Raw genomic sequence first — 22,659 nt, forward strand, 5'->3', positions numbered from 1 at the left:
ATCAGCGGTCCTTCGGATCAAGCGCGTCGCGCAGGCCATCGCCCAGGAAGTTCAGGGCAAAAAGCAGGATGGTCATTGTCGCCGCCGGATAGAACAGCATGAACGGCGCGTTGCGCATGTTCTTAGCTCCTTCCGAGATCAGCACGCCCAGCGAGGTCAGCGGCTCCTGCACGCCAAGGCCCAGGAAGCTGAGGAAGCTTTCCAGCAGGATCACCTTGGGGATCAGCAGGGTCATGTAGATGATCACCGTCCCGGCCGTATTCGGGATGATATGCCGACGAACGATAGATTTGCCGGACACGCCCAACGCTTCGGCCGCCTGCACAAACTCGCGCCGCCTGAGCGACAATGTCTGGCCGCGCGTGATCCGCGCCATATCCAGCCACTCCACCGCGCCAACGGCAAGGAACATCAGTACCAGATTGCGGCCAAAGAACACGACCAGCAGGATCACGAAGAACACGAAAGGCAGTGAATACATCACGTCGACAAAGCGCATCATCACATTGTCGACCCGCCCCCCGATGAACCCTGCGGTCGCGCCATAGATCACCCCGATCGTCAGCGCCACAGCCGTGGCCAACGCACCGATCATCAGCGAAATCCTCAGCGAGATCAGGATGCGCGAAAACAGATCGCGCCCATTCGCATCCGTCCCCATCAGGAAATAAAGCTGCTGCACCGAAGCCTCGATCACGCCTTTCTTGGGGTCGGTGGGATCGACGGTGATCTCTGCATCCGAGAACACGCTGGAGCGGTCCAGATAGCGCGAAATGCGTGGGTCGATATCTCGGCTGTCGCTCGACACCTCGATACGGACCTTCCCGTCTTCGACATCAATCGCGCCCAGATCCACACGCGCGCGGCGCAAGGCAGATTCGGCCGCCGGAATGACTTGCTCTTCCTGGGGATACGATTCCAGCGAGGGCTTCACCTTCACAAATTCCGGGTAAACCTTGGAATAGGAATGCGGCGCCAGCATCGGCCCGAAAATCCCCGCCAGCGCCAGGATGATCAGCACAAAGATCGAGGCCATCGCCGCCTTGTTCCGCCGTAGCCGCAGCATCGCGGTTGCCCAGAGCGAGCGGCTTTCGCCCTGAATGGGCGCATTATCAACAGTCATATCAGTCATAGCGCACCCTCGGATCGAGAACGGCATAAAGAAGGTCGACGATCAGGTTGAAGACCACGACAAAAACGGCAACGATCACCACGGTGCCCATCACCAGCGTGTAGTCGCGGTTCAGCGCGCCGATCACGAAATAGCGCCCGATACCCGGCAGGTTGAACACTTGTTCCACCACAATAGAGCCAGTCAGCAGCGCCGCCGCAGCGGGGCCGAGATAACTGATCGCTGGCAGGATCGCGGCGCGCAGCGCATGTTTGCCAACCACCATATGGGTGGGCAAGCCATAGGCGCGCGCCGTGCGCACATGGTCGGACCGGAGCGCCTCGATCATCGAGCCGCGGATCAGCCGCGTCACGACGGCGATCTGCGGCAGGGCCAGTGCAATCACGGGCAGGATCATCTGGTTCCACTGGCCCCAGCCCTGCGCGGGCAGCCAGCTGAGGATCACCGCAAAGACCAGCGATAGGACCGGTGCGACCACGAAATTCGGCACGGTAATGCCAAAGGTGGCCACTGCAATCACTGCGAAATCGGTCTTGGTGTTCTGGCGCAGCGCGGCAATGGAGCCCAACAGCGCGCCCAGAACCAGTGCCAGGATCAGAGCGGTCGCCCCAAGCTGCACCGAAATCGGCAGCCCCTCGGCCAGGATCTCGTGGACCCGCTTGTCACGATAGATGAAGGACGGGCCCATATCGCCCTGAAACAGGTTGCTCAGGTAGATCCCGTATTGCTGCCACAGGGGCTTGTCCAAACCGAAGGTGGCGTTGAGGTTAGCCATCACCGTGGCCTCAAGCGTCCGCTCCTGATCGAAGGGACCACCGGGCGCAAGGCGCATCATGAAGAACGACGCGGTGACAATGATAAAAAGAGTTGGAATGGCGGATAAGAGCCGCCGGAGTGCGTAGCTTAGCATCTGAGGGGTTCACCAAAAGAGGGCGGCGCCGAAAAAACCGGCGCCGCGCAAGAAGTGATTACTGAGGCAGGCTCAGGTATCGGGTCGCGTGGACATTCTGAATGTTGTCCTCCCAACCCTGCAGGTCGGGCGAAACCAGCGACCGCGAGGAATAATAAAGCAGCGGGATGAACGGCAGATCGCGCATGAACAGACCCTCGGCCTGCTGCAGAAGTGCGGCGCGCTTGTCCAGGTCGGTTTCGGCGGCAGCCTGATCCATCAACCCGTCGTACTCGGCGTTGTCGTAATTGGCGTAGTTGAACCCGTCATTATCCGACTCGACCATGAACAGGAAGTTCTGCGGGTCGGAATAGTCGCCGATCCAGCCGGCGCGAGCCACGTCGAAATCGCCCTTGTCACGCAGATGCGCATAGTGGGCCGAGGCATCACGGACGTTGAATTCTACATTCACACCCAGGTTCGACCACATATCGGCAATCGCGGTCGCCGCGTTCTTGTGGTTTTCGCTGGTGTTATACATCAGCTCAATGGTGACCGGGCTGTCAGGCGAGATGCCCTTGGCGGCCAGAATCTCGGCAGCCTTGTCTTCACGGTCCAGCATCGACATGTCGAAATACTCGGTCACTGGCGAACCAGCGGCATAGTTGCCAATGCCGGGCGGAACGAAGCTCTCTGCGGGAACCATGGTGCCCTGGAAAATCTCATCAGCCAGAAATTCGCGATCGATGGCCATCGATAGGGCCTGACGGACTTCGGGATCGGCCAGCGTGTCGTCCTTGTGGTTCAGCGCGTAATAGTAGGTGCCCAGATAGGGAACAACGCGAACGGCTGTGTCATGCTGACCGCGCAGACGCTCAATGTCTTCGGCTGGCAGGTCCGAGCAGCTATGCACTTCGCCCGCTTCCCAGGCACGTACGCAGGTGGCCCGGTCTTCAAAAGGCAGATAGTTCACCTCTTCGATGGCGACGTTATCTGCGTCATGGAAGTTGGCATTCTTCGTCAGAACGATCTTGTCGTTCAGGATATTTGAGGTCAGCGAATAAGCCCCGTTAGACACCATATTACCGGGCTGCACGAAATCAGCACCATGGGCATCGACGGAGGCAGGATGCACCGGCAGGCCTGTCTGGTGGGTCAGCAATTCGATAAAAAACGGGGTGGCTTGCGCCAGCGTGATTTCCAGCGTCTTGTCGTCCAGCGCCTTCACGCCCAGTTCCGACGGCTCCATCTCGCCCTTGTTGATCGCTTCGGCGTTCTGGATCGGGTAGAGGATGTTAGCGTATTTCGCCCCGGTCTCCGGCGTCATGATCCGTTGCAGCGAATACACGAAATCGCCTGCGGTCACCGGGTCGCCATTTGACCACGCTGCGTCGTCGCGCAGCTTGAAGGTGTATGTCAGGCCATCATCGGTGACCTCCCATTCCTCCGCCACGCCCGGTGCGATCTCGGCGGTCGGTGTATAGACAACCAGCCCTTCATAGAGGTCGCGCAGGATATTCGCCTCGGCCACGGTCGACGTCTTGTGCTGGTCGAGCGTTTCCGGGTTACCGTCATTGCCCCGCATATAGGTCGCCGCGCTTGCTGCGCTTGTTAGACCTGCGAGGATGGTGGCGGATAGAAGTGTGGTTTTGATCGATAGAGTCATCATGGTTCTCCCTCCCTGATAACGTTTTGCATCCCCTTTCCTACTGCCGAGTCTCGGACGGATACAACCCCAGCAGGAAACAATCGGCCCCGTTCGACCGGAACAATCCTCAGTACGAACAATAATGTCGCGCCTTGCCTTTAACCTTTACGATTGTGTCATGATGAACCGGTTATGGCGCAAAGTCTGAAGGCACACCAAATGGCGTCTCTTTTGCATTCCGTCCGGTCAAGGCGTGCATGAACGCCACCAAATCGGCGATCTCATCATCGGTCAGCGATGCTGATTCGATGTCGCGCGCGCCGCGTTGGCGCTGCATTTCGCGCACATCCTGCCAGATCACAAAATCGGTGGCCGCAAGCCATTCCGCCTCGGGCAACTGTGCAGTCTCGGGCCTCCATTGGGTTAGCGCCTTATCCGGATTGAGGTGATGCCGAATGATCTCCTCAAGCGTCGGATAGGCCCCGTTATGGCCATACGGGCCTGTTAGAGCCACATTTCGCAGCATTGGCGTGCGAAACCTGTAGGCGTCCTCAAGTCGGTCACTTTCGCCCATCCGCCCGACATCGCGTGCATAAGGATCGAAGCGGCGGGTTCTGCCGGGACCAAAGGGCGGCAGGCCAAGCGCATGAAACTTCTGATCGCTCAGCAGAGGGCCGGAATGACATGCGGCGCATTCCGCCTTGCCATAGAACAGCTCCATCCCGCGTTTTTGAGGGGCGGTCAGCGCGGTCGTGTCGCCGCGCAAATAAGCGTCGAACGGGCTGTCTATGCTCTGCCACTCGACCGCCATGAAAGCCGCCAGCGCATTGCCGATTTCGACAATCGTGACCTGTTCCGGCGCGTCGATATGGTCGAACGCGGTCACAAAGGCCTGTCCATATCTCGGATCAGTGCGCACCCGCTTGGCCAGGATCGGCCAGGCTGCGTCGATACGGTCATGCACCGCGCCGATGATCTCATTTTCTGAATGATTACCCGCCATCTCGAACTGCGCCACCAGAGGAAACAGGGCCTGCGCGGACAGAAGCGAGGTCAACCCCTGCGGCAGCCATTCTTCGGCGGGCGAGTCGAAGCCGTTGCCGAACTGGTCCGACTTGCTCAGCCGCCCATCGTGGAAAAACGTGTGCAACTCACGCGCACCCAGGTTCCACAAGCCCGGCGCATTGCGCGGGATGCGTTTTTTGATCCGGCTATCTCCGGTACCTGCGTGCCGCTCGGTGCCTAGCCCGACACCACCCTCGCCGATCCCGAGCGACAGCCCGTCCGAAGTGCCGAAATCGGGGTGGTGGCAATGGGCGCAGGTGATATTCCGGTTGCCCGACAGGATCGGATCGTAAAAGAGTTGGTGACCCAGCGCCGCCTGTTGCGGATCGACCGGAATGAAGTCCGCATCGCTCAGTGGGCGCGGCAGCGGCTCTGCCGCCAAAGGCAATGACAAGACGAGGAAAACCAAGCCATGTATCGCCTTCTGTTTCTTTTGTTTCTGGCGCAGCCTGCCCTTGGTGATATCGAAGAGGCGCGCGATCTGATGGAGGGCGGGCAGTTCAAAGCCGCCTATGAGGCGCTTTGGCCCGCCGCGCGATCCGGCAACGCGGATGCCGAGGAGCTGATCGGCGTGATGTATGCGATGGGGCTGGGCGTCGAGCGGGACGATATGCGTGCATTCGACTGGTATCTGCGCGCCTCGATGAAGGGGCATCCCGGCGCGCAATCCGGTATCGGCTGGTACTACGAGGTTGGTCGTGGCTTGCCCGCCCCCGACCTGACCCGTGCCTATCTGTGGTATGCGCTGTCGGCCATCGGCGGTGACCCCGATGCGGCGATCAGCCTGGAAGAGGTCGTCAAGAAAATGACGCCGGAAGAGATCGCCAAGGCGCAGGAACTGATCGACGATTATCAACCCTGGATGTACCCGTTTCGCTAGAGCACGCCCCGCAAAACTGGGGACCGCTTTTGCGTCCCCCGGACATGCGTGATCAAAAAGGTGAGCCGGGCGGCCTGAACCGCCCGTCTCTCTGTCAGGTTACTGCGTATCCGCCGCGCGGCTGGCATTGATCCGCTCTTCGGCCTGAGCGACCGAACCGACCAACGCGTCATAAGCCTGCTGGCCGCCATCGACATTGGCGGTGAACCACTCATAGACAGGCGTCGCCGCCTCTTTGAACGCCGCCTTTTCGTCAGGGGTCGGCACATAAAGGTCACCGCCACCGGCAACGAAATCCTCATAGGCCTGGATGGACTTGCGCTTGGGCGAGGCAAAAGTCGCCTGCTGAAGCTGATAGAACCCATCCACCACAACGGTGCGCATTTCCGGCGGCAGCGACATGAACTTCTCGTTATTCATGAACCACAGCGCGCCCATATAGGCGTGCCCGTCCAGCGTGACATATTGCAGCCCAGCATCGGGGAACTTCATGTTCATGATGTCGGTAATGCCGTTTTTAGAGCCTTCTACGACACCAGTCTGGAAGCTGGTGAACAGTTCCGGCCACGGGATCGGCGTGGGCGATGCCCCCAGCGCTTCGACCAGAACCTGCGGCAAGTCCGCCACCACAGTACGGATTTTCAAGCCTTCCATGTCCGAAGGGGTCTGGATGCGCTTCTGTGTATTGGCGAAGTTGCGCCAGCCGCCGGTATTGCCGACGGTCATCAGCCGAATTGCGCCGCCCGACCCGTCCGAGACCATCTGCTTCATCGACTGCATGAAATCGCTGTCGTTGGCCAGCACCGCCTCGGCCACCCGGTCATCAGCCATCAGATAAGGCAGGTCCAGCACTTGCACGAATGGGAAGATGCCCGAGGAGCCGCCCGATGTGGAGATATAGATATCTACACTGCCATCCGCGACGCCTTGCAGGCATTCGGCGCCGTTCGAACAAAGCTGCGTACCGATGAACAACTCGACCTCGATCGCGCCGTTCGAGGCGGCCTCGACATAGTTCTTGAAGACGACCAGACCGTCATAATCCTCGTCGTTTTCGTTCGAGTTGGCCGTCGCCCGCAGCGTAAAGTCCGCCGCTGACGCCGTTATGGCAGAGCCAGCCAGTATGGCCGCCACGGCCACCGATTTTAAGGCAGTTTTGAGCACAGCGTTTCCTCCCTGTTCAGATACTCATTGTGCGAACCCGGTCAGTCTCGGGATCGTCATTGATATGGCCGGGATATAGGTGATCAGGAAAATCACCAGAATTTCCACGGCCAGGAATGGCAGAATGGCCTTTGCGATTGTCTCTACCCTCTCTTTCGACACCGCCGCCGCCACGAATAACACAAGCCCCATGGGTGGCGTGGCCAGTCCAACGGTCAGGTTGACGCTCATAATGATCGCGAAATGGATCGAGTCGACACCCAGATCGGTAAAGATCGGCCCCAGAATGGGCCCAAGGATGATGATCGCGGGTCCGGCATCCAGAAACATGCCCACGATGAACAAAAGCAGGTTGATCAGGAACAGCAGAATCAGCGGGTTCTCACTGAGGTTCAGGATGAAGCCTGCCAGTTGCTCTGGCGCATGGCTGAGGCTGACCACGGTTTTGAACGCCATCGCCGCGCCCACCAGCAGCAGCACCACGGCAGAGGTGATCCCGGCATTGGTCAGAATTTGCGGCATGTCGCGCAGGCTGAGGCTGCGCAGGATGAAGAACCCTACAAAGACCGCATAGGCCACGGCGACCGCAGCGGCCTCGGTGGGGGTAAAGACCCCGGCCAGAATGCCGCCAAGGATCAGGATCGGTGTCTGCAGCGGTACCATGGCGCGTTTGCAGACCATGCGGAAATCATGGCTAACCACGCGGCGCAACCCGAGGAAAATGCCATGTGCAATCAACAGCGCACCGATCAGCAGACCCCATTCGATCGCCGCGCTCGCCTCGGCCCCGACCGGCATGAAGGACCACAGCAGCAACCCCAGATTCAGCCGAACCAGCAGGAAGGACACCCAGGTCTCGGTTTTGCCAAGCTTGGTGCCGGTCAGCACCACTCGATGTGCCGGCGGCAGCTCATAGCGGTCGGCCATGAGGCGCACCATTACCATCAGCCCGACGCCCACCAGAATACCCGGCACAATCCCGGCCAGAAACAGCGCCGCAACGCTTTCGCCCATGACATAGGCGTAAATGATCATGATCCCCGAAGGCGGAATGATCGGCCCAATCACCGAACTGGCCGCCGTGATCGCGGCGGCGAATTTGCGGCTATAGCCCTCTTTCTCCATCGCCGGGATCAGCATTGAGCCCAGCGCCGACGTATCAGCCACCGCCGAACCTGAAAGCCCTGCAAACAGGATCGAACTGAGGATGTTGACCTGCGCCAGACCACCTCGCAGATGTCCCATCAAGGCCTGGCTGAACTCCACAAGCCGGATGGTGATTCCGCCGCGATTCATCATCTCGCCCGCGAGCATGAAGAACGGGATCGCCATCAGCGGAAAGCTGTCCATACCGTTATAGACATTGCGGTAGAGCAGCGTGATGTCCTTTTCCTGCCCGCTGAGCCACAACAGCAATCCGGGCGCGGCAAGCAGGCCGAAAAAGACCGGCAAACCGATCAGCAGGAAGAAGAGGAAGGCGGGCAGGAACCAGATCAGCATCTATTCACTCCCCAGCATTTCGACATCATCAATGGGGCGTAGACGGTCACCGCCCCCCATCAGCGTCACAAGACCCCTCAGGATCAGCTCGATATTGACCGAAGTCAGCAGGATCACCCCGACCAGCAGCGAGGCCATCATCCAACTGCGCGGTATCCGGAACCATTCGTCAAAGGAAATCGAAGTCGGCAGATAGAGCGAGGCGGTGGTGAACTTGCCCCCAAACCCGGTGACTTCCCCCCATCCGATCCCAATCGCAACAACCAGAACCAGCAAAGAGATAATCAGCAGAAACAGGCTGAGGATCTGGCCGGGAACGCTGGGCAGCGCGCGGCCGAACATGTCGATGGCAACAAAGCCGCCACGTCGGAACGCGGTGGGTGCCATCAGGCCGGTCATCCACAACATGCAGAACCGCGCGGCTTCATCCGGCCAGGGCAGCGCATTGTTCAGAACATATCGAAAAAACACCTGAATCAGGATCGCAACAACCATCGCGGCGATCGCGACAACGCCAACGGCACGGCCGATCCGCAATGCGAATTCGTTCACGAAGCCAATCGGTGCAAGCACCGACAATAATCCGCCCATGCGGATCGCCCTCCCTTTGGTGCCTGCCGGGTTCGGCAGGTCTTGCTGCGCTTATTGCTGCGCGAATTGGCCGAACTTGCCGGCATAAAAGGCCAATGCGTCCCCTTCGGACATTTCGACCTTGTCTACTTCTCCTACTATGATCACATGATCGCCCGCCTCGTGGCACGCCACATGGCGGCAGACGAACCGCGCCAGACAGCCGGGAATCAGCGGGACACCGGCCTCATCCACGAGATGATCGAATTCTCTCAGCGCATGCGCGTCCTGCGAACAGGCCCAGCACAGGTCGCTTTGATCGGCAGACAGAACGTGAATTGCAAATCGCTCGGCAACACGGAACAGTGGAAACCTACGAGAGCCCTTGCTGGGCGCCCACATCACCAGTGGTGGGTCCATGGAAATGGACGAGAAACTGTTGGCAGTGATGCAGAGCGGCCCGTTTTCACCCGCGCAGGTGACCACCGTCACACCGGTTGCGAACTTCGCAAACGCATCGCGCAATTGACGCGGGTTGGCGGTGTCGGGTTCGAACACCACCGGGGTCTTTGGTGAGAAGGCATTCATCACGGCACCTCCTTGCCCAGAGCGGCCTCATAGAGGCGGAACCAGCTTTCCCGGTCGAGCGTAACCTTGAGCGCATCCGAGATGCGGGCGATCCGATCCAGATTGTTGGTGCCCATGACCGGCAGGATCGACGCAGGATGGGCCAGCAGAAACGCCACGGCGACAGCTGAGCGGTCGACGCCTGCCTCAGCGGCGATCTCGTCTGCGATCTGCGCGGCTTTGCTCTGTCCGGTCATCAGCGCACCCCCTCCCAGCGGGGACCAGGCCATCACAGGATGGCCGTGCTGTTGATGATAAGCCAGATCGCCGTTTGAGAAAGGTGTTATTTCGGAAAGGGATATCTCGATCTGATTTGTGACAAGCGGACTCTTCATCGCCGATTGCAGCAGCGACCAATCCCAGGGGCGGAAATTCGACACACCAACACTGCGCACCTTGCCCGAGGCCACGACCGCATCCAGCGCTACGCCGGCCTCATGATGGTCCATAAAGGGGTCGGGCCGATGGATCAGCAGCAGGTCGATATGATCAATCGCCATCAGCCGCAGCGAGTGATCGACCGACGCCTCGATATGAGCGCGCGAGGTGTCGTAATGCTTCACCTGCGCATCCGAGTACCGTCCGACAGGCGCAACGATGCCGCATTTGGTGACAATTTCCATCTTGTTGCGCAGGCCGGGATCGGCTTTCAGCGCGTCACCCAGAACCGCCTCAGCCATGTAGCCGCCATAGATGTCGGCCTGATCAAAACTGGTGATGCCCTGATCGAGGCAGGCATTGATCTTGGCGGTCACATGCTCGGGCGACATGTCCGTGCCATCGGCCAATCGCCACATGCCGTAGACAATGCGGCTCAGCTCCAGTTCAGTGCCCAGTTTGACGCGATCCATCAGCGGCGTACTCCGTTGCCCAGCGGCGTTGCAGGCGTGTCCGCAGGCACCCGGCCATAGGCCTCAGGCAGCGAACAGGTTTTCAGGTTCGGCAAGACGCGACTGCCGAAGTGGCGCGCCTCGTCGATATGCGGATAGCCCGAGAAGATAAAGGCGCGGATGCCCATCTTTTGATAGTCTTCGATCTTGGACATGACCTGATCGGCCGACCCGACCAACGCCGCGCCACAGCCCGACCGGGCGCGGCCTACGCCGGTCCACAGGTGGTCCTCGGTATAGCCGAACTGATCGGCCAGTTCGCGTGCCCGTGCCTGATGCGACACCCCCAGCGAGGTGGAATCGAGCGCCCGTTCCCGGATCAGCCGACCATACTCATCATCCAATTTAGAGACTATATATTCGGCATATTCGCGCGCCTCAGCCTCGGTATCGCGCACGATCATGTGGACGCGCAGACCGTAATCCAGCGTCCGGTCATAGCGCTGCGCAACCTCGTTGACCGCCTTCATTCTGCCTTCCAGAGCATCCTTGGTCTCGGGCCACATCAGATAGACATCGCAATGCTGCCCGCACAGTTCCAGCGCCGCCGGGGAGTAGCCCCCGAAATAAAGCAGCGGTCCGCCGGTCTGATAAGGTTTCACCGGGTCGGTGGTGAGACCGGCGAAGTTATAAACCTCGCCCTCATAGCTGATCTCGTCCTGTGTCCAGGCCTGTTTCAGAATTTCGACCACTTCGCGTGAGCGTTGGTAGCGGTAATTGCTCTCTGCCTTTTCGCCCGGGAAATCCGAACTGATGATATTGACCGTCAGCCGCCCTTTCAGCATGTGATCGAGCGTCGCAATGGTGCGGGCCAGCATGATCGGCTGCATCTCGCCACAACGCACGGCGGCCAGCAGGTTGATGCGGTCGGTGATCGGCGCGCAGCCTGCCACGAATGACAGCGTGTCCTGTCCGACCTGATAGGAGGACGGGCAGAGGATGTTGCGAAACCCTTGCGCCTCAGCCTCCTTCACGATGTCCGAGCAATGCTCCCAGCTCGACCGCAGCGCGCCGTCCGGCTGCCCGAGGAACTGGTAATCGTCCGAGCACAGAGCCGAAAACCACGACACCTCGGCGGCGTCGAGATCAGGCGATGTGATGGGCACAATGGTCATGTTGATTTTCTCCGCAAGGGGCGCGCGTTTTGCCTTGCGTAGCAGGCGCTTTGATGTAGATCAATAGTGTATCAATTTTTTCCGCGACAGGACGCCGCAACCCGTGACACAGCCCGGCCCAAGCCCGAATGCACTACCGCTCTATGTTCAGATTGCCGAGCTGCTGACCCGCGATATCGCCGCGGGCCGGTTGATCGACGGCGAACGCCTGCCGCCCGAGCGCGAGATGGCGGCGCGGCTGAACACGTCGGTTGGAACCCTGCGCAAAGCCCTGCACCAGTTGACCGAACGCGGGTTGCTGGAACGGGTGCAGGGCTCGGGCAATTACGTGCGCAGCGGGGCGGAAACCAAAAGCGTCTATGCAATGTTCCGGTTGGAGCTGCCCGAAGGCGGCGGATTGCCCCGCGCGGACGTGCTGTCGGTCGATCTGCTGGAAAAACCTGACGATCTGCCGGGCTTTGGCACGTCGGACAGGGGATCGCGGGTGCGACGACTGCGCTATCTCAATGACGTCGTGATCGCGGTGGAGGAGATCTGGCTCGACGCCTCCGCCGGGCTGATTCGGCGCAAAGACCTGTCCGATTCGCTTTATCACTACTACCAGAATCAGCTCGGCTTCTGGATCAGGCGCGCTGAAGACCGAGTCTCGGTCGGGACAGTGCCGGATTGGGCGCCAGAGCAGTTTACAAAGCCCAACGGGACGACCATTGGGTACATCGAACGACTCAGTTGGGCCGATACCCCCCAACCGGTCGAGTTCTCGCGCACCTGGTTCGACCCGGACCGTGCGCTTTATGTCCAACGGCTCAGATAAGGAGAGGCGCGTGACCCGACAGATCAATTACGGGATCATCGGCTGCGGCATGATGGGGCAGGAGCACCTGAAGAACATTGCGCTACTGGACGGCGCGCGCGCGCACGCGATCTTTGAGCCCGATGCTGAAATGGCCGAGATCGCCAGACAAATCGCGCCCGAGGCGCTGCTTGTGCCCTCGCTCGACGCGCTGCTTGCTTTGCCTGATCTGGATTGCCTGCTGATCGTTAGCCCCAATCACTGCCACGTCGAACAAGTCCTGCAGATTGCCGAAACGCGGCCCCTGCCCTTGCTGATCGAAAAGCCGCTCTTCACCGATCCGGCCGATGCCGAAGCGATGATGATGCTGCGCGACAGCTATCCGGCCCCGATCTGGGTCGCGATGGAGTATCGCTACATGCCCCCTATCGCGGCGTTTCTGGAGCAGGCCGATGCGGCGACCGGCGGCATCAAAATGCTGACCCTGCGCGAACACCGGTTTCCGTTTCTACAGAAAGTCGGCAACTGGAACCGGTTCAACCGCAATAGCGGCGGCACATTTGTCGAAAAATGCTGCCATTTCTTCGACCTGATGCGGCTGGCGCTGGGTGCCGAACCGGTGCGAGTCATGGCCTCGGGGGCGCAATCGGTCAATCATCTGGACGAGCGCTATGACGGTGAAGCGCCCGATATCCTCGATAATGGGTATGTCATCATCGATTTCAACAATGGCGCGCGCGCGATGCTGGAATTGTGCATGTTCGCCGAGGGTGCGACCTATCAGGAAGAGATTTCCGCCATCGGCCCCACCGGCAAGATCGAGGCGCTGGTGCCCGGGCCGGGCCGCTTCTGGCCCACGCATCTGGGCGATCCGCCCACGCCGAAACTGATCGTCAGCCCGCGTAAGCCCAAAGGGCCGGTGACGACAGATGTCCCGGTGGATGAGACGCTGTTGGACGCCGGTGATCACAACGGATCGACATTTTTCCAGCATCAGGCCTTCCTGCAGCTTCTGCGCGGGGAACGCGATGCACCGGATGTCTCGCTAATGGATGGCTGGTGGGCAGTCCGCATGGGGCTGGCAGCGCAGCAATCCGCATCAAGCGGCGAATCGGTCTTGTTAGAGCCTGTTTGCTGAGCTGCAAAAAGGTCAGGCTATCCACGACCCTCGCCCAGTCAGGATGACATGGGCGCGGGTCGATGTCTCACCAAATTTCTGAACTGCTTCCACGGTACCACAAGTTTTTCCACTCCGATCGAACTTGGCCGCAATCACCTAGTGAGGGTTTACATAAACCCATCCTGCCGGAAAGATGACGTGCAATCCGAGAAAGGCAGCGAGATGCGGCACTTCGATGAGATCTACGATATCGCCGCCCATCGGAAAGGCGGCCCTGATGCGCTGGAGGCATTACTGAGCACTCCGCGATCCAAGGCGGAACTCAGGGCAATCCCCGATGACCGGTGGCTGTCGGAAATGGCGCGCTGTCTGTTCCAGGCCGGTTTCAACTGGAAGGTCATTAACGCGAAATGGCCAGGCTTCGAAGCTGGGTTTGATGGGTTCGATCCCGCCCGGGTCGGCTTCTATCATGACGATGATATCGACCGCCTGCTGAGCGATCGGGACATCGTGCGCAACGGGGCAAAGATCGCAGCAGTGATCGCCAATGCCCGCTTCGTTCTTGATCTGGCTGCAAAGCACGGCTCTGCAGCGGCCTTTTTTGCCGAGTGGCCCGGCGCTGATCATATCGGGCTTTTGCAGCTTCTTTCGAAATCCGGTGCGCGGCTGGGCGGCACAACCGGCCAGCGGATGCTGCGCAATATGGGCAAGGATGGGTTCATCCTGTCCCCGGATGTCAGCGCGCGCCTCGTTGCCGAGGGTGTGGTCGACAAGCCACCGACCAGTAAGCGCGACATGGCTGCGACCCAGGCCGCGTTCAACACCTGGGCGGAACAATCCGGGCGCGGGCTCACGCAGATCAGTCAGGTTCTGGCCTATAGCGTCTGACCTCGGCGGGATCGGGAATGCCCCGACAATTTTATCTGTTAGCCCCCTCTTAACACCTGAGCAGCTACCACAGAGACGGGTGAAAAGAGGTGGTGGAGATGGGTGCGCAATCAAATGCGGCACCAGTCATCGTCAAACGGAAGAAGGTCGTTGGTGGCGGTGGCCACCATGGTGGCGCATGGAAAGTGGCATATGCCGATTTCGTGACGGCCATGATGGCATTCTTCATGTTGATGTGGCTGCTGAACGCAACGACCGAAAAACAACGCAAGGGCCTGGCGGATTACTTTTCGCCATCAATCCCGCTCAGCCCCGTCTCGGGCGGTGGCGATGGGGCATTCGGGGGCGAGAACGTATTCTCGGATGATGCCGTGGTTCTGGATGGGCGCGGTGCGATAAAGCAGCACCTGACGGAATCGCGCCGGGCACGGGGCGCAACCGGCGTTGACCGAAACGGTGACGAGGCCGCCTCGGAAGAGGCGTTCAGCGATGTACAGAACATGCTGCAGGGGCGCAGCGGCGAAAGCCAGGTCTCTGACCGTTTGCTGAAACATATCGTCACGCGGGTCACCGACGAAGGTTTGATCATCGAGCTTTCGGCAACCGATCAGGTGCCGCTGTTTGATCAACATTCCGACAGACCGACGGCGACGCTGCGGGAATTGACAGCGCTCGTCGCGAAAGCCACGGCAAATGTCACCAACAATGTTGCGGTCGCTGCTCATGTACAGGCGCGACCGGTTGTCTTGGCGCACAGCCCGGTCTGGGACCTGTCAATGTGGCGGGCCACGGCCGCGAAGACACTTCTGGAACAGTCCGGGCTGGACCCGGCGCGCATTCAACGCGTGACCGGGCATGCCGATCGCAAGCTTCAGGACAAGAACCCGATGGCCGCCCGCAACAACCGTATTGAGATCACGCTGCTGCGCGACCCGTCGCGGGAATAGCTCGCATTTTACTTGTTAGCGCGCTGTTAAACCTCAGCGCGTAGCTGTTGCATCAGGCCGAATGACCAAAACAACAAAAGGGGCTCAGATGTCCATTTCCTCTTCGCTGAACGCAGGCGTGGCTGCGTTGTCAGCCAATGCCAACCGACTGGCAACCATTTCGGACAATATCGCAAACGCCTCGACCTTCGGGTACAAGCGGGTTGAAACGGATTTTCATTCGATGGTCACCTCGTCCTCGGGCGGCAATTATTCCGCAGGCGGCGTGCGCACGACCAACCGGCGCCTGATCGATCAGGGTGGCTCGATCGTGTCGACCAGCAACGCCACCGACCTCGCCATCCGGGGGCGCGGGATGCTGCCGGTGCGGCGCACCTCAGAGATTTCAGATGCCAACTCATCGCAGATGCTGCTGACCACGACCGGGTCGTTCCGAACCGATGAACAAGGGTATCTGGTGACCGAATCGGGTCTGGTTCTGCTGGGCTGGCCTGCCGCAGCAGATGGCACGATGCCGTCTTATCCGCGCGATACCTCCGAAGGGCTGCAGCCGATTCAGATGGGTGTGAACCAGGTCTCCGGGTCTCCGACAACCCGGATGAGCCTGCGCATGAACCTGCCCGCCACCGCGACCGAGGCTGGCGCGACCGGTGATTCCCAGCCTCTCTCGGTCGAATATTTCGACAATCTGGGTAAATCGGAAAACGTACAGATCGAATTGGTTCCAACCGTGCCCGCGACCGGTGCCAGCAACGAATGGACCATGACATTGCGCGACACAGGATCCGGCGGGGCGGTTATCGGGGAATACACTCTGACCTTCAACGACGGTCGAACAACCGGCGGCACGCTGGCAAGCGTCACAGCCGTATCCGGCGGTGCCTATGACCCGGCAACAGGCAGTCTTGTGGTCAATGTCGCAGGCGGCCCGATGGAGATCAATATCGGCCTGCTGGGCGACACGGACGGTATCTCGCAGCTTTCTGACACGTTTGCACCGGTATCGACCACCAAGGACGGATCGGCGGTCGGCACCATGACCAGGGTCGAGATCGACGAAAACGGCTATGTCTACGCGTTCTTCGATTCCGGGGTCTCGCAGCGGGTTTACCAGGTTCCGCTGGTGGATCTACCCAATCCCAACGGCATGTTCTCGCTCGACCAGCAAACCTATGCGCCATCGCGCGAAAGCGGCACCTATTTCCTGTGGGATGCGGGTGACGGGCCAACCGGCGACATGGTGTCCTTTGCGCGCGAGGAATCCAAGACCGACATCGCAACCGAACTGACCGCCATGATTCAGACGCAGCGCGCCTATTCCACCAGCGCCAAGGTGATCCAGACCGTCGACGAGATGTTGCAGGAAACCACCAATATCAAACGCTGACATGGTGCCCACTAGGGCCATGGAAGGAGGGCGGATATGACAATCTCGGCAGCGTTCAGCAACGCACTCAGCGGTCTCACGGCCAGCGGTCGCGCTTCGGGCGTGATCTCGGACAATATCGCCAATGCACTGACACCGGGCTATGCGAAACGCAGCCTGGAGCTGACGTCGAACGCAACCGCCGGTCAGGGCGTGCGCGTCCTGGGGGTTGTACGCCGCACCGATCCCGTCCTGACGGACAACCGGCGCAGCGCCGAGGCCATGTCCCTGAATGCGGATAACCTGGCTCGGTTTCATGCCGATTTTGGGGCTCTGATCGGCCCCTCCGACAATCCCGGTTCGCTGACCAACCGCGTGGCCGAGCTTGAGGCGTCTCTGATCACCGCGGCAAGCAACCCCAGCGCGCCCAGCCGCCTCGATGCCACGGTCAATGCTGCCAGCGATCTGGCGCAATCGATCCGTTCGGCGGGCACCGGCCTGCGCGATCTGCGCACCCGCGCCGACCGCACCATCGGCCAGCAGATCGACAACCTAAACGGCACGCTACAAGATATCGAGGCGCTGAACGCCCGTATCCGGCGGGTGCAGCTTTCGGGCGCGGATACTGCCTCTCTGCTTGACCAACGCCAGCAACTTGTGGATCAGGTCAATACTATCATCCCGGTCAAGATCGCCGCCCGTGACCATAGCGGTATTGCGCTTTACAGCGAAGGGGGCGCGATATTGCTGGACGGCTCCGCCGCCACGCTCAGCTTTACCACCGCCGCCTCTGCCGAACCGCATATGACCCAGGCAAACGGATTGCTTTCGGGGCTCGAGATCAACGGCATGGCCATCCGGACCGAGGGCGGGGCGTCACCCATCCGTGGCGGCACCCTTGCCGCCAATTTCCAAATTCGCGACGAGCTTGCCGTTGAGGCTCAGCAAAATCTCGATGCCCTCGCGCGCGACCTGATCGATCGCTTTGCCGACCCCGCTGTTGACCCGACGCTGGCCGCCGCCGATCCCGGCCTGTTCACCGACGCTGGTGCCGCCTTTCTGCCCGCCGATGAGGTTGGCCTGTCGAACCGGCTGGAACTTAACGCCGCTGTCGATCCGTCGCAGGGTGGCAACAGTTGGCGGCTGCGCGACGGTTTGAATGCTGCAGGTCCCGGCGCGCAGGGCGATGCTGCCTTGCTGAAAGCGATGAGTGCCGCGTTGACCGACCCCCGGGCGCTGGCAAGCGGAAATCTCGGAACCGGCGTGATGACCGCCGGAGGGGCCGCGACCGCGATGCTGTCGATCACCTCGCAGGCCTCGGCCGAGACCGAACAGCGCGCGAGCTTTGCTGCGGCCACTTTCACCGAGTTTCAGCGGATCGAGCAGGAAATCGGCGTGGATACCGACGCGGAGCTGCAATCCCTGATGCAGATCGAACAGGCTTACGCCGCCAATGCGCGGGTTCTGGAAGTTGTCGGAACCCTGATGGATACATTGCTGAGGATCTGACCCATGCCCCTGACATCAATCGGCGATCTGGCCAGCTCGCTGGCATTGCGCACCCGCAGCGCTGACATCAAAACCCGGATCGCGACGCTGACCGATGAGCTCAGCTCCGGTCGGACCAAGGATGTAAACACGCGCCTTGCCGGTGATTATTCGCAACTGGCGGATATGGATCGCAGGCTGCGCCATATAAAGGCCTTCAACACCGTCACCGCCGAAGCGGGGGCCTGGGCCAGCGGCATGCAGACGAGCCTTTCCAACCTGCATGACCGGGTCAGGGATCTGTCGGCAAAACTGGTCACATTCACCACACCCGGCCAGGAGGCCACCCGCCAGCATATGAGCAATCAGGCCGCCGATGACCTCAAAATCCTGGTTGCGACATTGAACACACGATCGGGTGGGCGCAGCCTGTTTGCCGGGCAGGCGGTGGATACGACACCTCTGGCCGATGACACGGCCCTTTTGACGGCCTTGCGCACGGCGGTGAGTGGTCAGCCTACGCCGGTCGACATCATCCAGGCCGCCACCGACTGGTTCAACGACCCCGCCGGTTTTGAGGCGGTCATCTATCAGGGCTCCCCTCAGAGCCTAGACCCGATCAAACTGTCGGATACCCAGGACGCCAGCCTGCCGCTGCGCGCCGATCATCCCACCTTCCGCGCCCTTCTGCGCGATACCGCTTTGGCAGCACTTGCAATCGACCCGGCATTGGGACTCTCGGAAACGGTTCAATCAGATCTGCTGAACAGAACCGGCACAAGCCTGCTGCGCAGCCAGGATGACCTGACCCTGCTTCAGGCCGATCTGGGGTATACGGAATCCCGGATCGAGGCGGCGCGGACCCAGAACGCCGCCACCGCGACAGCCACTGAATTTGCCCGCAACAGGCTTTTGGCAGCAGACCCCTATGACACGGCAACGCATCTGGAAGCGGCCCAGTTCCAGTTGGAAAGCCTCTACGCTGTAACGGTCCGATCCTCGCAATTGTCCCTGGTGAATTACCTCAGATGACCCTTTTCAGACTTCTTGCCCTGACCTTCCTGCTGGCCCTGCCCGCCAGCGCCGAAGAAATCCGGCTCAAGGATCTTGTCGATTTCGACGGCGTCCGGGGCAACGACCTGATCGGCTATGGTCTTGTTGTAGGTCTGAACGGCACCGGCGACGGGCTGCGCAATTCGCCCTTCACCGAAGACATGCTATCGAATGTGCTGGAACGCCTGGGCGTCAACGTCACCGGAGAGCAATTTCGCCCCAAGAATGTCGCCGCCGTGTTCGTAACGGCCAGCCTGCCGCCCTTCTCAAGGGTGGGCTCGCAGATCGACGTTACCGTCTCCGCAATCGGGGATTCCAAAAGCCTGCTGGGGGGGACGCTGATCATGACACCTCTGAACGCTGCCGACGGGCAGATTTATGCCGTCGCGCAGGGCACCGTGCTGGCCGGTGGCGCCAGTGTCGAAGGAGAGGCGGCCTCGGTCGTGCGCGGTGTGCCCACCTCGGGTGTCATCCCATCTGGCGCGCGGGTCGAGAAAGAGATCGATTTCGACCTGTCATCGCTGACCCGGCTGCGCCTTGCCCTGCGGGAACCCGATTTTACCACGGCGGGGCGCATCGAAACAGCAGTGAACCGCGAATTCAGGCGCGCGGTGGCGGTGATGCGCGATTCCGGAACAGTCGAGCTTGATATCGCAGCAACACGCTCGGCCTCGGTGGCCCACGCCATCGGACGGGTTGAAAACATCCTCGTCACGCCGGAGCGCCGGGCGCGCGTGGTGGTCGATCAAAGATCGGGCACTATCGTGCTGGGCGATGATGTGCGCATCTCGCGCGTTGCCGTTTCGCAGGGCAATCTGACTCTGCGGATCGAAGAGGCGCCGCTGGTCGTACAGCCAAACCCCTTTGCCAATGGGCGCACCGTGGTTGTTCCCCGCACCACCGCAGAACTTGAAGAGGGTGACGGCATCAAGCTGGCCGAGGTGCCGGAAGGAACCTCGCTGTCGCAGGTTGTTGCCGGTCTGAACGCACTTGGGGTCTCGCCCAGGGACATGATCGACATTCTCAAGACGATCAAGGCGGCCGGGGCTCTGCACGCGGAATTTGTCGTGCGCTGAGACACGCACGCTGTGGTGAGCGATGCGTGCGTTTTCGCCTCTTGCAGACTCACCCGCCACCACGTATATGCCTCTCAACAGCGGCGCGTCGGGCTCTGGCCTGAAGCTCCACCGGGAAATATCGACGGGCCGCGGGCCCGTTTTTTTGTGTTTGGACCAAGATGAGCAACGACCTGATAGCAAAGGCAGCGATTGACCGGCGGCTGGCCGAAATCGTCACCCCCGTGATCGAAGATCTCGGGTTTGAGCTGGTGCGCATCCGTCTGATGAGCGGCAAGCAGTCGACGCTGCAGATCATGGCAGATAAACCCGATGGCGGCATTGAGGTGGACGATTGCGCCGAAATCTCGAACGCGGTCAGCGCGACGCTGGATGTCGAGGACCCGATTCTTGACGCCTATACGCTGGAAGTGTCCAGCCCCGGCATCGACCGGCCGCTGACCCGGCTCAAGGATTTCGACATGTTCGAAGGCTATGAGGCCAAGATCGAAACCGCCGAACTGATCGATGGCCGCCGCCGCTTCAAGGGGGAATTGGCCGGGGTCGAGGGCGATGAGGTTCTGATCAACATCCCCGAGCATGGTGAGACCATCACCATCGGGCTGCAATTCGACTGGCTGAGCGATGCAAAGCTGGTGCTGACCGATGATCTGATCAAAGAAATGCTGCGCCAGCGCAAGGCGGCGGGCGCGTTGCCCGAAAACCTGAACGAAGACCAATTCGACGAAATCGTAGAAGATGCGCCCCTGCGGGGCGACGAAATCGTGCCCGAGGAAGGGTCCGAAGAGGAGACGAACTGATGGCAATCACCTCAGCCAACCAGCTTGAACTGCTGCAAACCGCCGAGGCCGTGGCCCGGGAAAAGATGATCGATCCCGGTCTGGTGGTCGAGGCGATGGAAGAAAGCCTCGCCCGTGCCGCCAAGAGCCGCTACGGCGCCGAGATGGATATCCGCGTCAGCATCGACCGCAAGACCGGCAAGGCCACCTTTACCCGCGTCCGCACCGTGGTCGAGGATGAAGAGCTTGAGAACTATCAGGCCGAATTCACCGTCGAACAGGCCAAGCAATATCTGGAGAACCCCGCCGTGGGTGACCAGTTCGTCGAAGAGGTTCCGCCGGTCGAGATGGGCCGGATCGCCGCGCAATCGGCCAAACAGGTGATCCTACAGAAGGTGCGCGAAGCCGAACGCGACCGTCAGTATGAGGAATTCAAGGACCGCGCCGGCACCATCATCAACGGTCAGGTCAAGCGCGAGGAGTTTGGCAATGTGATCGTCGATGTGGGCGGCGGCGAAGCCGTGCTGCGCCGCAACGACAAGATCGGCCGCGAAAGCTATCGCCCGAACGACCGTCTGCGCGCCTATATCAAAGAGGTCCGCCGCGAGCCGCGCGGGCATCAGATTTTCCTGTCGCGCACCGCGCCGGAATTCATGGCCGAACTGTTCAAGATGGAAGTGCCGGAAATCTACGACGGCATCATCGACATCAAGGCAGTCGCCCGCGATCCGGGGTCGCGCGCCAAGATCGCCGTGATCTCTTATGACGGCTCGATCGATCCGGTCGGGGCCTGTGTCGGGATGCGCGGCAGCCGCGTTCAGGCCGTTGTGAACGAGTTGCAGGGCGAAAAGATCGACATCATTCCGTGGAACGAGGATCAGCCGACCTTCCTGGTGAACGCGCTGCAGCCCGCCGAAGTCTCCAAGGTGGTTCTGGACGAAGAGGCTGGCAAGATCGAGGTTGTCGTGCCTGAGGAACAGCTGTCGCTCGCGATTGGTCGCCGCGGTCAGAACGTGCGTCTGGCCAGCCAATTGACCAATCTGGACATCGACATCATGACCGAAGCCGAGGAATCGGCCCGTCGTCAGAAGGAATTCGAGGCCCGGACCAGCCTGTTCATGGAAACGCTGGATCTGGACGAATTCTTTGCCCAGCTGCTGGTCTCCGAAGGGTTTGGCAACCTCGAAGAGGTCGCTTATGTCGAACTCGACGAGTTGCTGGTCATAGATGGCGTCGACGAAGGCACCGCGCAGGAGCTTCAGGCGCGCGCCCGCGACTATCTGGAAGCGCAAGCCAAGCAGGCGCTGGACAATGCCCGCGCGCTGGGCGTTGAGGACAGCCTGGTTGAATTCGAGGGTCTGTCACCCCAGATGATCGAGGCATTGGCCAAAGACGGCGTCAAGACGCTGGAAGATTTTGCCACCTGCGCCGACTGGGAGCTGGCGGGCGGCTGGACCACGGTCGATGGCGAGCGCGTCAAGGATGACGGCATTCTGGAACCGTTCGGCATGAGCCTGGAAGAGGCACAGGCAATGGTGATGACCGCACGCGTTCTGCTGGGCTGGGTTGATCCGGCCGAGCTTGAGGCGGACCAAGAAGAGATCGAGTCAGAAGACGGCGAAGAAACCAGCGCGGAGGCCGGGGCCTGATCTCAGGCCCGGTTGGGTCG

General features: G+C 60.6%; 21 protein-coding genes. 11 read left to right on the forward strand and 10 right to left on the reverse strand.

The features are described 5' to 3' along the window. Position 1: 1 nt before the first annotated feature. From Q5Y75_RS19335 to Q5Y75_RS19350, 4 genes are all read right to left on the reverse strand, one after another. Complete coding sequence (locus tag Q5Y75_RS19335; RefSeq protein WP_306200650.1) at positions 2 to 1,132, reverse strand: ABC transporter permease subunit; 1,131 nt, start codon at positions 1,130 to 1,132, stop codon at positions 2 to 4. Next, positions 1,125 to 2,042, reverse strand: coding sequence for an oligopeptide ABC transporter permease OppB (gene oppB / locus Q5Y75_RS19340; RefSeq protein ID WP_306200652.1), 918 nt, complete (start codon positions 2,040 to 2,042; stop codon positions 1,125 to 1,127). Before oppB ends, Q5Y75_RS19335 begins: the two co-directional genes overlap by 8 nt. Before the next feature lie 58 nt (positions 2,043 to 2,100). Then, complete coding sequence (locus tag Q5Y75_RS19345; protein WP_306200654.1) at positions 2,101 to 3,690, reverse strand: peptide ABC transporter substrate-binding protein; 1,590 nt, start codon at positions 3,688 to 3,690, stop codon at positions 2,101 to 2,103. A 169-nt stretch (positions 3,691 to 3,859) separates the two neighbouring features. Beyond that, positions 3,860 to 5,143, reverse strand: coding sequence for a cytochrome-c peroxidase (locus Q5Y75_RS19350; RefSeq protein WP_306200656.1), 1,284 nt, complete (start codon positions 5,141 to 5,143; stop codon positions 3,860 to 3,862). Positions 5,144 to 5,146: 3 nt separating this feature from the next. On the opposite strand from Q5Y75_RS19350, the gene Q5Y75_RS19355 reads away from it, so the two are divergent. Beyond that, on the forward strand, positions 5,147 to 5,614 hold the full coding sequence (locus Q5Y75_RS19355; RefSeq protein ID WP_306200659.1) for a tetratricopeptide repeat protein: 468 nt from the start codon (positions 5,147 to 5,149) through the stop codon (positions 5,612 to 5,614). 99 nt (positions 5,615 to 5,713) lie between these two features. Here the strand turns inward: Q5Y75_RS19355 and Q5Y75_RS19360 are convergent, their stop codons facing one another. The 6 genes from Q5Y75_RS19360 to Q5Y75_RS19385 are packed head-to-tail and all read right to left on the reverse strand — an operon-like array spanning position 5,714 to position 11,480. Next, the gene (locus Q5Y75_RS19360) at positions 5,714 to 6,778 is read right to left on the reverse strand and encodes a TRAP transporter substrate-binding protein (RefSeq protein WP_306200661.1); all 1,065 of its coding nucleotides are present in this window, start codon (positions 6,776 to 6,778) and stop codon (positions 5,714 to 5,716) included. 24 nt (positions 6,779 to 6,802) lie between these two features. Further along, positions 6,803 to 8,278 (reverse strand): TRAP transporter large permease, encoded by a 1,476-nt coding sequence (locus tag Q5Y75_RS19365; RefSeq protein ID WP_306200662.1) that lies wholly within the window; start codon positions 8,276 to 8,278, stop codon positions 6,803 to 6,805. Further along, the gene (locus Q5Y75_RS19370) at positions 8,279 to 8,869 is read right to left on the reverse strand and encodes a TRAP transporter small permease (protein WP_306200664.1); all 591 of its coding nucleotides are present in this window, start codon (positions 8,867 to 8,869) and stop codon (positions 8,279 to 8,281) included. 51 nt (positions 8,870 to 8,920) lie between these two features. After that, complete coding sequence (locus Q5Y75_RS19375; RefSeq protein WP_306200666.1) at positions 8,921 to 9,436, reverse strand: flavin reductase family protein; 516 nt, start codon at positions 9,434 to 9,436, stop codon at positions 8,921 to 8,923. Beyond that, positions 9,436 to 10,326 carry an aldo/keto reductase gene (locus Q5Y75_RS19380; RefSeq protein WP_306200668.1) on the reverse strand — a complete coding sequence of 297 codons (891 nt, stop codon included), beginning with the start codon at positions 10,324 to 10,326 and terminating at the stop codon, positions 9,436 to 9,438. Before Q5Y75_RS19380 ends, Q5Y75_RS19375 begins: the two co-directional genes overlap by 1 nt. Continuing rightward, on the reverse strand, positions 10,326 to 11,480 hold the full coding sequence (locus tag Q5Y75_RS19385) for an LLM class flavin-dependent oxidoreductase (RefSeq protein ID WP_306200670.1): 1,155 nt from the start codon (positions 11,478 to 11,480) through the stop codon (positions 10,326 to 10,328). Before Q5Y75_RS19385 ends, Q5Y75_RS19380 begins: the two co-directional genes overlap by 1 nt. A gap of 103 nt (positions 11,481 to 11,583) precedes the next feature. Between Q5Y75_RS19385 and Q5Y75_RS19390 the strand changes: the two genes are divergently transcribed. The 10 genes from Q5Y75_RS19390 to nusA all read left to right on the forward strand — a co-directional run bounded on the left by Q5Y75_RS19390 (position 11,584) and on the right by nusA (position 22,639). Beyond that, the gene (locus Q5Y75_RS19390; protein WP_306200672.1) at positions 11,584 to 12,294 is read left to right on the forward strand and encodes a GntR family transcriptional regulator; all 711 of its coding nucleotides are present in this window, start codon (positions 11,584 to 11,586) and stop codon (positions 12,292 to 12,294) included. Between the two features lie 10 nt (positions 12,295 to 12,304). Then, positions 12,305 to 13,411 carry a Gfo/Idh/MocA family protein gene (locus tag Q5Y75_RS19395; RefSeq protein WP_306200674.1) on the forward strand — a complete coding sequence of 369 codons (1,107 nt, stop codon included), beginning with the start codon at positions 12,305 to 12,307 and terminating at the stop codon, positions 13,409 to 13,411. A gap of 180 nt (positions 13,412 to 13,591) precedes the next feature. Then, on the forward strand, positions 13,592 to 14,281 hold the full coding sequence (locus Q5Y75_RS19400) for a DNA-3-methyladenine glycosylase I (protein WP_306200676.1): 690 nt from the start codon (positions 13,592 to 13,594) through the stop codon (positions 14,279 to 14,281). A 98-nt stretch (positions 14,282 to 14,379) separates the two neighbouring features. Next, positions 14,380 to 15,228 carry a flagellar motor protein MotB gene (locus tag Q5Y75_RS19405; RefSeq protein ID WP_306200678.1) on the forward strand — a complete coding sequence of 283 codons (849 nt, stop codon included), beginning with the start codon at positions 14,380 to 14,382 and terminating at the stop codon, positions 15,226 to 15,228. A gap of 88 nt (positions 15,229 to 15,316) precedes the next feature. Then, on the forward strand, positions 15,317 to 16,615 hold the full coding sequence (locus Q5Y75_RS19410; protein ID WP_306200680.1) for a flagellar hook protein FlgE: 1,299 nt from the start codon (positions 15,317 to 15,319) through the stop codon (positions 16,613 to 16,615). A 36-nt stretch (positions 16,616 to 16,651) separates the two neighbouring features. Continuing rightward, positions 16,652 to 18,103, forward strand: coding sequence for a flagellar hook-associated protein FlgK (gene flgK, locus Q5Y75_RS19415; protein WP_306200682.1), 1,452 nt, complete (start codon positions 16,652 to 16,654; stop codon positions 18,101 to 18,103). A gap of 3 nt (positions 18,104 to 18,106) precedes the next feature. Continuing rightward, positions 18,107 to 19,114, forward strand: coding sequence for a flagellin (locus Q5Y75_RS19420; RefSeq protein ID WP_306200684.1), 1,008 nt, complete (start codon positions 18,107 to 18,109; stop codon positions 19,112 to 19,114). Next, positions 19,111 to 20,211, forward strand: a complete 1,101-nt coding sequence (locus Q5Y75_RS19425) for a flagellar basal body P-ring protein FlgI (protein ID WP_306200686.1) — start codon at positions 19,111 to 19,113, stop codon at positions 20,209 to 20,211. The genes Q5Y75_RS19420 and Q5Y75_RS19425 overlap by 4 nt, the downstream gene beginning before the upstream one ends. Positions 20,212 to 20,372: 161 nt before the next feature. Further along, positions 20,373 to 21,011, forward strand: coding sequence for a ribosome maturation factor RimP (rimP, locus tag Q5Y75_RS19430; RefSeq protein ID WP_306200688.1), 639 nt, complete (start codon positions 20,373 to 20,375; stop codon positions 21,009 to 21,011). Continuing rightward, positions 21,011 to 22,639, forward strand: a complete 1,629-nt coding sequence (gene nusA, locus Q5Y75_RS19435) for a transcription termination factor NusA (RefSeq protein WP_306200690.1) — start codon at positions 21,011 to 21,013, stop codon at positions 22,637 to 22,639. Before rimP ends, nusA begins: the two co-directional genes overlap by 1 nt. The last annotated feature ends 20 nt before the right edge of the window (positions 22,640 to 22,659 follow it).

Origin of the sequence: Ruegeria discodermiae (assembly GCF_030758345.1) — a bacterium.
Lineage (GTDB): Bacteria > Pseudomonadota > Alphaproteobacteria > Rhodobacterales > Rhodobacteraceae > Ruegeria_C.

What these genes read in the sequence shown, in the direction of transcription:
- Q5Y75_RS19335 (WP_306200650.1), bottom strand. Translation starts at nt 1,132, where the DNA reads ATGACTGATATGACTGTTGATAATGCGCCCATTCAGGGCGAAAGCCGC.
- oppB (WP_306200652.1), bottom strand. Translation starts at nt 2,042, where the DNA reads ATGCTAAGCTACGCACTCCGGCGGCTCTTATCCGCCATTCCAACTCTT.
- rimP (WP_306200688.1), top strand. Translation starts at nt 20,373, where the DNA reads ATGAGCAACGACCTGATAGCAAAGGCAGCGATTGACCGGCGGCTGGCC.
- Q5Y75_RS19345 (WP_306200654.1), bottom strand. Translation starts at nt 3,690, where the DNA reads ATGATGACTCTATCGATCAAAACCACACTTCTATCCGCCACCATCCTC.
- Q5Y75_RS19385 (WP_306200670.1), bottom strand. Translation starts at nt 11,480, where the DNA reads ATGACCATTGTGCCCATCACATCGCCTGATCTCGACGCCGCCGAGGTG.
- Q5Y75_RS19425 (WP_306200686.1), top strand. Translation starts at nt 19,111, where the DNA reads ATGACCCTTTTCAGACTTCTTGCCCTGACCTTCCTGCTGGCCCTGCCC.
- Q5Y75_RS19355 (WP_306200659.1), top strand. Translation starts at nt 5,147, where the DNA reads ATGTATCGCCTTCTGTTTCTTTTGTTTCTGGCGCAGCCTGCCCTTGGT.
- Q5Y75_RS19375 (WP_306200666.1), bottom strand. Translation starts at nt 9,436, where the DNA reads ATGAATGCCTTCTCACCAAAGACCCCGGTGGTGTTCGAACCCGACACC.
- flgK (WP_306200682.1), top strand. Translation starts at nt 16,652, where the DNA reads ATGACAATCTCGGCAGCGTTCAGCAACGCACTCAGCGGTCTCACGGCC.
- Q5Y75_RS19405 (WP_306200678.1), top strand. Translation starts at nt 14,380, where the DNA reads ATGGGTGCGCAATCAAATGCGGCACCAGTCATCGTCAAACGGAAGAAG.
- Q5Y75_RS19365 (WP_306200662.1), bottom strand. Translation starts at nt 8,278, where the DNA reads ATGCTGATCTGGTTCCTGCCCGCCTTCCTCTTCTTCCTGCTGATCGGT.
- Q5Y75_RS19380 (WP_306200668.1), bottom strand. Translation starts at nt 10,326, where the DNA reads ATGGATCGCGTCAAACTGGGCACTGAACTGGAGCTGAGCCGCATTGTC.
- Q5Y75_RS19370 (WP_306200664.1), bottom strand. Translation starts at nt 8,869, where the DNA reads ATGGGCGGATTATTGTCGGTGCTTGCACCGATTGGCTTCGTGAACGAA.
- Q5Y75_RS19410 (WP_306200680.1), top strand. Translation starts at nt 15,317, where the DNA reads ATGTCCATTTCCTCTTCGCTGAACGCAGGCGTGGCTGCGTTGTCAGCC.
- nusA (WP_306200690.1), top strand. Translation starts at nt 21,011, where the DNA reads ATGGCAATCACCTCAGCCAACCAGCTTGAACTGCTGCAAACCGCCGAG.
- Q5Y75_RS19420 (WP_306200684.1), top strand. Translation starts at nt 18,107, where the DNA reads ATGCCCCTGACATCAATCGGCGATCTGGCCAGCTCGCTGGCATTGCGC.